Genomic DNA, 8,080 nt, shown 5'->3' with positions numbered 1-8,080 from the left:
GGCCCGCCCCCTGGCCCGCCGGCTGCGGGGCCGCCCTCCGGTCCGCCGGCCGTGGGTCCGCAGGGCGCAAGTCCGCAGGGCGCCGGAGGCCCGGTTCCAGGTCCGCAGGCCGTGACACCTCAGGCCGCTGGGCCGCAGGGTGCGGGTGGCCCGGTCACCGGCCCGCGGACCGCGAGGTCTCAGAGCGCCGGTCCCATCACTTTTCCGCGGATCGCCGCTGCCCCGGCCGCCGACCCTCGGAGCCCCGGTCCCCAGGCGGCCGGACCTTCCGGACCCCAGCCTTCCGGACCCCAGCCTGATGGGCCTCTGCCTTCTGGGGCGCAGCCTTCCGGGCCACAAGCCTCAGGGCCTCAGACGCCCGCCGGCCCTTTCCCGGTGGCCGCGCCGGGTCCCCTTCCCCAAGGGCCCGCCGGGTCTCCGCCGAGCGGCGTCCACCCCGCCGGCGCCCACCAGGACCGGCACGGACACGGCCAGGAGGCCCCCGGAACGCCGGGCCGGCCGGTGCCCGATCAGGGCGACCCCCAAAACCGGCAGGCGCCCGGTCAGAGCGAGCCCTCGCAGGGCCGGCAGACCCCCGATCGGGCCGAGCCTTCGCAGAGTCGGCAGGTTTCCGGTCAGAGCGAGCCTCCGCAGGGTCGGCAGATTCCCGGACAAGGTGCGCAGGAGTGGCAGGGCGGTGACGCGGCCCAGGCCGCATGGCAAGGGCCCGCCCCCGTGCAGGGCGTCCCGGCACACGGATGGCACGGGCCCGACGGGGCCGGGGCACCAGAAGGGTGGCAGGCGTCCGCCCCGCAATCAGGCGGGCACTCCGCCGAAGGTGTCCCGGCAGCCGGTCCCCCCTCAGGCGGTCCACCGGCGGCCCCCGTGGCCGGTGTCCCCGCGGGCACTCCTCCGGCCGGTGCCCCGGGCGGGCCGGCCGGTGTTCCGGGCGGTGACGGGGCATGCCCGCAGCACGTGACGCGGATCGTGCACGTGCCCGACGCCGAGGCGGCGGCCGCCGAGCTGGCGGGGTGGCTGCGGCAGGGTGACGCGGTGCTGATCAAGGGGCCCAGGGCGATGGGTCTGGAGCGGACGGCCGAGCTCGTGCTCGGAGGTACCTCCCAGTGACCAACATCATCATCGCCGGTGCGGTGGGCCTGATCCTCTCGATGCTGGGCACCCCGCTGGCGATCCGGCTGTTCTCGCGGCGCGGCTACGGCCAGGAGGTCCGCGAGGAGCTGCAGCAGGGCGGCCACCACAGCAAGCGTGGCACCCCCACCATGGGCGGCACCGTGATCGTGCTGGCCGCCCTGCTCGCGTACGGCGCGTCGCACCTGGCCATGCTCTCGACGCCCACGGTGTCGGGCATGCTGGTGCTGTTCCTGATGACGGGGCTCGGCGCGGTCGGGTTCCTCGACGACTTCATCAAGATCTACAAGCAGCGCAGCCTGGGCCTGCGCAGCGGTGCGAAGGCCCTCGGCCAGCTCGTCGTCGGCGCCGTCTTCGCGTTCCTGGTGGTACGCCACCCGAACGTCTACGGCATCACCCCCGCAGAGACGAGGGTGTCGTTCCTGCGGGACATCGGCCCGTCGATCGGCATCGTCGGCTTCACGATCTGGGTGCTCATCATGATCGTCGGGTTCTCCAACGCGGTGAACCTGACCGACGGTCTCGACGGCCTGGCCAGCGGCGCGACCGGGGTGGTCCTCGGCGCGTACGTGCTGATCGGCAACTGGCAGCTGCGCAACAACTGCATCGACCAGCTCGGCCCCAACTGCTACTGGGTACGAGATCCGCTCGACCTGGCCGTGGTGGCCGCCGCCGTGCTCGGGGCGCTCATCGGCTTCCTGTGGTGGAACGCACCGCCCGCCCGGATCTTCATGGGCGACACCGGCTCCCTGGCCCTGGGCGGCGTGCTGGCCGGGCTCGCCATCGCCACCCGAACCCAGCTGCTGCTCATCATTCTCGCCGGCCTGTGCGTGATCATCACGCTGTCGGTGATCATCCAGGTCGGTTCCTTCAAGATGACCGGCAAACGGGTGTTCAGGATGGCGCCGCTGCAGCACCACTTCGAGCTGAAGGGCTGGGCGGAGACCACGATCGTGGTCCGGTTCTGGCTGATCGCGATGCTCTGCGCGGCGCTCGGTCTCGGGCTCTTCTACGTCGAATGGATGCCCAGGTGATGAGTCTCACCTGTGTCGCCGGGCTCGGCGTCTCCGGCACGGCCGTGGCCAGGGTGCTGGCCGGTCGCGGCGAGCGGGTCGTGGTCGTGGAGGCGGCCGAGGGGGAGCGGCAGCTCGCCGCGGCGGCCGAGCTGGCCAGGCTCGGCGTCGAGACCCGGTTCGGGGAGATGGTGCTGCCCGAAGGGGTCACCCGGCTCGTCACCACGGGCTGGGCGCCGCACCACCCGCTGATCGCCGCCGCGCTCGCGGGCGGGGTCGAGGTGGTGGGGGAGGTGGAGCTGGCCTGGCGGCTGCGCCCGGCGCAGGCGGCCCCGTGGCTGGCGCTGACCGGCACCAACGGCAAGACCACGGCGGTGCGCATGCTCACCTCGATCCTGCTCGCGGCCGGGCAGAAGGCCGTGGCGGTCGGGAACGTGGGCGTTCCCGTCGTGCGCGCCGTCGCCGAGCCGTACGACGTGCTGGCCGTCGAACTGTCCAGCTTCCAGCTCCACTGGTCGGGCACGCTGGCCCCGCACGCCGCCGCCGTGCTCAACGTGGCCCCCGACCACATCGACTGGCACGGCTCCATGGAGGAGTACGCCGCCGCCAAGGGCCGCGTCTACGAACGCGCCGGCACCGTGATCTTCAACGCCGACGATCCCGAGGCGACCAGGCTGGCCGCGCCCTATCCCGGGGCGGTCGGGTTCACCCTGCGCGTGCCCAAGCGGGGCGAGATCGGCGTGGTCGAGGATCTGCTGGTGGACCGGGCGTTCGTCCCCGACCCGGTGGAGGGCGCGGAAGAGCTGGCCACGCTGGACGACGTACGGCCCTTCGCGCCGCACAACGTCGCCAACGCGCTGGCCGCCGCCGCCCTGGCGCGTTCGCTCGGCGTGCCGTCCGAGGCCGTGGCCAGGGGACTGCGCGACTTCGTGCCCGATCCGCACCGGCTGTCCCACGTGGACAGGATCGGCGAGGTCGACTACATCGACGACTCCAAGGCGACCAACCCGCACGCGGCCGCGGCGGCGCTGGCGTCGTACTCGTCGATCGTGTGGGTGGCCGGCGGGCAGCTCAAGGGCGCCGACGTCGACGACCTGGTACGTCAGGCGGCCCCGCGGCTGCGCGGCGCGGTGCTGCTGGGCGCCGATCGGGTCACGATCGCCGAAGCCGTAGCGCGACACGCCCCGGATGTCCCCGTAGTGGACATCGCCGATCGCGACACTGGGGTGATGGAAAGAGTCGTCACCGAAGCCGCGCGGCTGGCCTCGCCAGGGGACACCGTGCTGCTTTCCCCGGCGGGGGCCTCCCTTGACATGTTCGCCGGTTATCCAGCGCGAGGGGAGGCCTTCGCGCGTGCCGTGCGCGAGCTGAGGCTGCGACGTGAGCGCGACCGCTGAGGAGGGGCCGGGCGGCTGGGCCCGTGAGCAGCTCGGCTCGCTGAAGGAGCTGCTCGACAAGCCGCTCACCACCTACTACCTGATCATCATGTGCAGCGCGCTGCTGCTGGCGCTCGGGTTGATGATGGTGCTGTCGGCCTCCAGCATCGAGGCGCTGCAGAAGACCGGCAGCCCGTTCTCGTGGTTCATCAAGCAGTCGTTGTCGGCCGCGGTGGGCTTGCCGGTGATGTGGGCCTGCTCGCGGCTGCCGACGAAGTTCTTCCGCTGGGCGGGCTACCCCCTGATGGCGCTGTCCATCCTGGCGCTGGTCATGGTGCTGTTCATCGGCTCGTCGGAGCTGGGCGCGCAGCGGTGGATCTACATCGGCCCGTTCACCCTCCAGCCGTCCGAGCCCGCCAAGCTCGGCCTCGCGCTGTGGGGGGCCGACCTGCTGGCCCGGCGGGCGCGGCAGGGCAAGATCGAGTGGCGGCAGATGCTGATCCCGCTCATGCCCGGTACCGCGATCCTGGCCGTCATGGTCATGCTGGGCAGCGACCTGGGCACCACGCTCGTGCTCTTCATGATCTTCCTGGCGCTGCTGTGGGTGGTGGGGGCGCCGGTCAAGTTGTTCGGGGGCATCCTGTCGCTGGCGGTGCTGGCCGCCCTCATCATGATCAAGGTGGAACCCTACCGGATGGCGCGCATCAGCTCCTTCCTCGACCCGTGGGCCGACGCGCAGGGCGCCGGATACCAGGCCGTCCAGGGGCAGATCGCGATGGGCTCCGGCGGCTGGTTCGGGCTCGGCCTGGGCAGCAGCCGGCAGAAGTGGAGCTGGCTGCCGCACGGCGAGAGCGACTTCATCTTCGCCATCCTGGGCGAGGAGCTGGGGCTGATGGGCACGCTCATGGTGGTGGCGCTGTTCGGGCTGCTCGGCTACGCCGGGCTGCGGGTGGCCGTGCGGGTCAACGACTCCTTCATCAGGCTGGCCGCCGCCGCCATGGTGGCCTGGATCGTCGGCCAGGCCACCGTCAACATGGGTGCGGTGCTCGGCGTGCTGCCGATCACCGGCATCCCCTTGCCCCTGGTCTCGTACGGCGGATCGTCGCTGCTGCCCACGCTCGCCGCGCTCGGCATGCTGCTGTCGTTCGCCAAACGCGAGCCCGGCGCGCGTGAAGCCCTGGCGGCTCGTGGCCCCGGACCCGCCGCCCGGGCCCTAAGCTGGCTGGGCCTGGGGGCTATGACCAAAGGCCGAGTGACACGTTAGGGAGTGACCGAGATGAGGGTGGTCCTCGCCGGAGGGGGGACAGCCGGGCACATCGAGCCCGCGCTAGCCCTTGCTGACGCGCTGCGCCATCTTGACCGCAGCGTCGGCATCACCTGCGTGGGCACGGAACGCGGCTTGGAGACGCGGCTCGTGCCCGCCAGAGGCTACGAGCTTGAGCTGGTGCCTGCCGTGCCCCTGCCCAGGTCGATCAGTCCGAGCCTGTTGACGGTGCCGGGCAGGCTGGCCGGCGCCATCAATGCCACGGCCGCCATACTCGACCGGGTCGAGGCCGACATCCTCGTCGGCTTCGGCGGCTACGTGGCGACCCCCGCCTATCTGGCGGCCAAGCGGCGCGGCCTGCCGATCGTGGTGCACGAGGCCAATCCGCGCCCCGGCCTGGCCAACCGGCTGGGCGCCAGGCTGACCGACCACGTGTTCACCGGCTTTCCCGAGGCGCAGCTGCTGCCCAAGGCCGAATACATCGGCACGCCGCTGCGGCGCGACATCGTCAACCTCGACCGGCTGTCCATGGGCGACAAGGCGCGCTCCTGGTTCGGGCTGGAGAACGACCGGCCGACGCTGCTGGTGTTCGGCGGATCGCAGGGCGCCAGGTCGGTCAACGACGCGGCGCTCGCCGCGGCGCCCGTCCTGCGCCGGGCCGGCGTGCAGGTGCTCCACGTGCTCGGCCCGAAGAACACGGTCGAGCACGAGCCGCCGCCGGGCGATCCGCAATACGTGCTGCTGCCCTACCTCGACCGCATGGACCTGGCCTACGCCGCCGCCGACGTGGCGCTGTGCCGCAGTGGCGCGCTGACGTGCGCGGAGCTGACCGCGGTCGGGCTGCCCGCCGCCTACGTGCCGCTGCCGTACGGCAACGGCGAGCAGCGCATGAACGCCGAGCGCATCGCCCAGGGCGGCGGCGGCATCCTGGTCGACGACGCGGGCCTGACCCCTGATTGGATCATCCAGAACGTGCTGCCGATGCTCCACGATCCCGAGCGGGTCGCCGTCATGTCGGAGGCCGCCTCCCGGCTGGGGCGCAAGGACGCCGATATCATGCTTGCCAGGAAAGTGTTGGAGATAGCCCGATGAGTCTCGTGAAGCTGGTCGATCCCGTCGCCGTCGACGATCTGGGGCGGGTGCACTTCATCGGCATCGGCGGCGCGGGCATGTCGGGCATCGCCCGCATCCTGCTCAAGCGGGGCGTCCCTGTGTCGGGCAGCGACGCGCGCAGCTCCGAGCTGATCACCGAGCTCCGCGAGCTGGGCGCGACGGTGCACATCGGGCACGCCGCGTCCCATATCGGAGACGTCGACACCGTGGTCGTCTCGACCGCCATCCGCGACTCCAACCCCGAGCTCGGCGAGGCGCTCAAGCAGGGGCTGCGGATCATCCCGCGGGCCGCCGCGCTGGCCAGCGTCATGGCGGGGCGCACCGCCGTGGCCATCGCGGGCACTCACGGCAAGACCACCACCACCTCGATGCTGACCGTGGCGCTGCAGAAGTGCGGGGCCGACCCGTCCTACTGCGTGGGCGGCCAGCTCGTCACCACCGGGCTCGGCGCCGACGACGGCCAGGGAACGGTGTTCGTGGCGGAGGCCGACGAGAGCGACGGCTCGTTCCTCATGCTCGCGCCCGACATCGCGGTGGTCACCAACGTCGAGGCCGACCACCTCGACAACTACGGCGACCCGCGGGCGGTGCACGACGGCTTCGCCAGGTTCGCCGACCGGGTCGGCTCGCTGCTCATCGTGTGCGCGGACGACCCGGGGGCGGCCGAGCTGGCCGGCCGGGCGCGGGAGCGAGGGCTGCGGGTCAAGACGTACGGCCTGCGGGGCGAGGACTACCGCGTCACCGGGGTCGCGCCCGACGGGTTCGGCACCGTGTTCGCCATCGAGGGCAAGGGCGACGTGCGGCTGGCCGTCCCCGGGGCGCACAACGCGCTCAACGCCGCCGCGGCCATCGCCGTGGCCGACGAGCTGGGGCTGCCGTTCGAGGAGATCAGGCAGGGCCTGGGAGCCTTCACCGGGGCCAAGCGGCGCTTCGAGGCGAAGGGCGAGGCCGGCGGCATCGCCGTGTTCGACAGCTACGCCCACCATCCGACCGAGCTGACCGCCGACCTGCGCGCCGCGCGCGACGTGGTCGCCTCCTACTCCGGCACCGGCCGGGTCATCGCGGTCTTCCAGCCGCACCTCTACTCGCGCACCCGCTTCTTCGCCGACGAGTTCGGCGCGGCGCTCGGGCTGGCCGACGAGGCCATCGTGCTCGACGTCTACGGCGCTCGCGAGGATCCCGAGCCCGGCGTGTCCGGCGCGATGGTGGCGGGGCGGGTGCCGCTGCCGGCCGAGCGGGTGGCGTACGCGCCCGACCGGGCGGCGGTGCCCGGGATGATCGCCGAGCGGGCCAGGCCCGGCGACATCGTGCTCACCATGGGCGCGGGCGACATCACCGAGCTCGGCCCGCAGATCGTCGCCCGCCTGTCTTGAGCCGCCGCCGTTGGGCGTGGCGTGCGGTGTTCACCCACCCGGCGGCGTAGGTTGTGCCGACATGCAGGGGAGGGCGATGAAGGCACGGACGGCGTTCCTGGTGCTGCTGACGGTGGGAGTGGTGGGCACGGCGGCGTGGCTGGTGTTCTTCTCTCCCGTGCTGGGCGTGCGGTCGATCGAGATCGTGGGAAATGTCACAGTGACCGGCGAGGAGATCAAGCAGCGCGCCGGGGTGGCCGACCTCCACCCTCTCGCCACCGTCGACCTGGCGGGCGTCGAGAGCCGTGTCAGGGGCATCAGACGGCTCGCCGGGGCGAAGGCCGAACGCGTCTGGCCGGGCACGCTCAAGATCGAGGTCGTCGAGCGCAGGCCCGTGGCGGCCGTCCCCGTGGGCGACCAGGTGGCCGTCGTCGACAAGCAGGGCGTGGTGATCGAGGTCAAGACGACGGTGCCGCCCCTGCTGCCACTGATCAAGGTGGACCGCCCGGCCGAGGGCGATCCGGCGCTGATGGCGGCGCTCCAAGTCATCCAGGTGGTGCCGGGGTCGGTGGCGGTCAGGGTCAAGGAGGTGCGCGCGGGCACGGCCGAGGGCGTCACCCTCCAGCTGTCCGACGGGCGTACCGTCATCTGGGGTGGCGCCGACCGGCCCAAGGAGAAGGGGCGCATCCTCACCTCGCTGCTCCGGCGCGAGCGCGACGCCACCCGCTATGACGTGAGCTCCCCGGACGTGGTGACGCTGAAGTGACGGTGATCGTCAGGGTCTGGCAACCGCGCGGCAAGAGCATCGCCGAGCCTGTGCGGGGTGGGGGGCGC

At 72.4% G+C, this 8,080-nt stretch carries 7 protein-coding genes; all 7 read left to right on the top strand.

Going from position 1 to position 8,080, the window contains the following annotated elements:
* Positions 1 to 954 precede the first annotated feature (954 nt).
* On the top strand, positions 955 to 1,107 hold the full coding sequence (locus tag E1292_RS51440) for a hypothetical protein (protein ID WP_165974804.1): 153 nt from the start codon (positions 955 to 957) through the stop codon (positions 1,105 to 1,107).
* Entirely contained in the window at positions 1,104 to 2,162 is a 1,059-nt protein-coding gene (gene mraY / locus E1292_RS29760; RefSeq protein WP_132598863.1) for a phospho-N-acetylmuramoyl-pentapeptide-transferase, read from the top strand. Before E1292_RS51440 ends, mraY begins: the two co-directional genes overlap by 4 nt.
* A complete protein-coding gene (gene murD / locus E1292_RS29755) occupies positions 2,162 to 3,538 on the top strand; it encodes a UDP-N-acetylmuramoyl-L-alanine--D-glutamate ligase (protein ID WP_132598861.1) in 1,377 nt (458 codons plus the stop codon). The genes mraY and murD overlap by 1 nt, the downstream gene beginning before the upstream one ends.
* Complete coding sequence (gene ftsW, locus E1292_RS29750; protein WP_181958314.1) at positions 3,522 to 4,781, top strand: putative lipid II flippase FtsW; 1,260 nt, start codon at positions 3,522 to 3,524, stop codon at positions 4,779 to 4,781. The genes murD and ftsW overlap by 17 nt, the downstream gene beginning before the upstream one ends.
* Positions 4,782 to 4,793: 12 nt before the next feature.
* Positions 4,794 to 5,873 carry an undecaprenyldiphospho-muramoylpentapeptide beta-N-acetylglucosaminyltransferase gene (gene murG / locus E1292_RS29745; RefSeq protein ID WP_132598859.1) on the top strand — a complete coding sequence of 360 codons (1,080 nt, stop codon included), beginning with the start codon at positions 4,794 to 4,796 and terminating at the stop codon, positions 5,871 to 5,873.
* Positions 5,870 to 7,267: a UDP-N-acetylmuramate--L-alanine ligase gene (gene murC, locus E1292_RS29740; protein WP_132598857.1), complete on the top strand. Its 1,398-nt coding sequence runs from the start codon at positions 5,870 to 5,872 to the stop codon at positions 7,265 to 7,267. The genes murG and murC overlap by 4 nt, the downstream gene beginning before the upstream one ends.
* Positions 7,268 to 7,343: 76 nt before the next feature.
* A complete protein-coding gene (locus E1292_RS29735; protein WP_132598855.1) occupies positions 7,344 to 8,012 on the top strand; it encodes a cell division protein FtsQ/DivIB in 669 nt (222 codons plus the stop codon).
* Positions 8,013 to 8,080: the final 68 nt, after the last annotated feature.

Origin of the sequence: Nonomuraea deserti (assembly GCF_004348685.1) — a bacterium.
In the GTDB taxonomy this organism is placed as follows: Bacteria; Actinomycetota; Actinomycetes; order Streptosporangiales; family Streptosporangiaceae; genus Nonomuraea; species Nonomuraea deserti.
This window is presented reverse-complemented; position numbering and strand designations above follow the sequence as displayed.

What these genes read in the sequence shown, in the direction of transcription:
- murD (WP_132598861.1), top strand. Translation starts at nt 2,162, where the DNA reads ATGAGTCTCACCTGTGTCGCCGGGCTCGGCGTCTCCGGCACGGCCGTG.
- murG (WP_132598859.1), top strand. Translation starts at nt 4,794, where the DNA reads ATGAGGGTGGTCCTCGCCGGAGGGGGGACAGCCGGGCACATCGAGCCC.
- murC (WP_132598857.1), top strand. Translation starts at nt 5,870, where the DNA reads ATGAGTCTCGTGAAGCTGGTCGATCCCGTCGCCGTCGACGATCTGGGG.
- E1292_RS29735 (WP_132598855.1), top strand. Translation starts at nt 7,344, where the DNA reads ATGAAGGCACGGACGGCGTTCCTGGTGCTGCTGACGGTGGGAGTGGTG.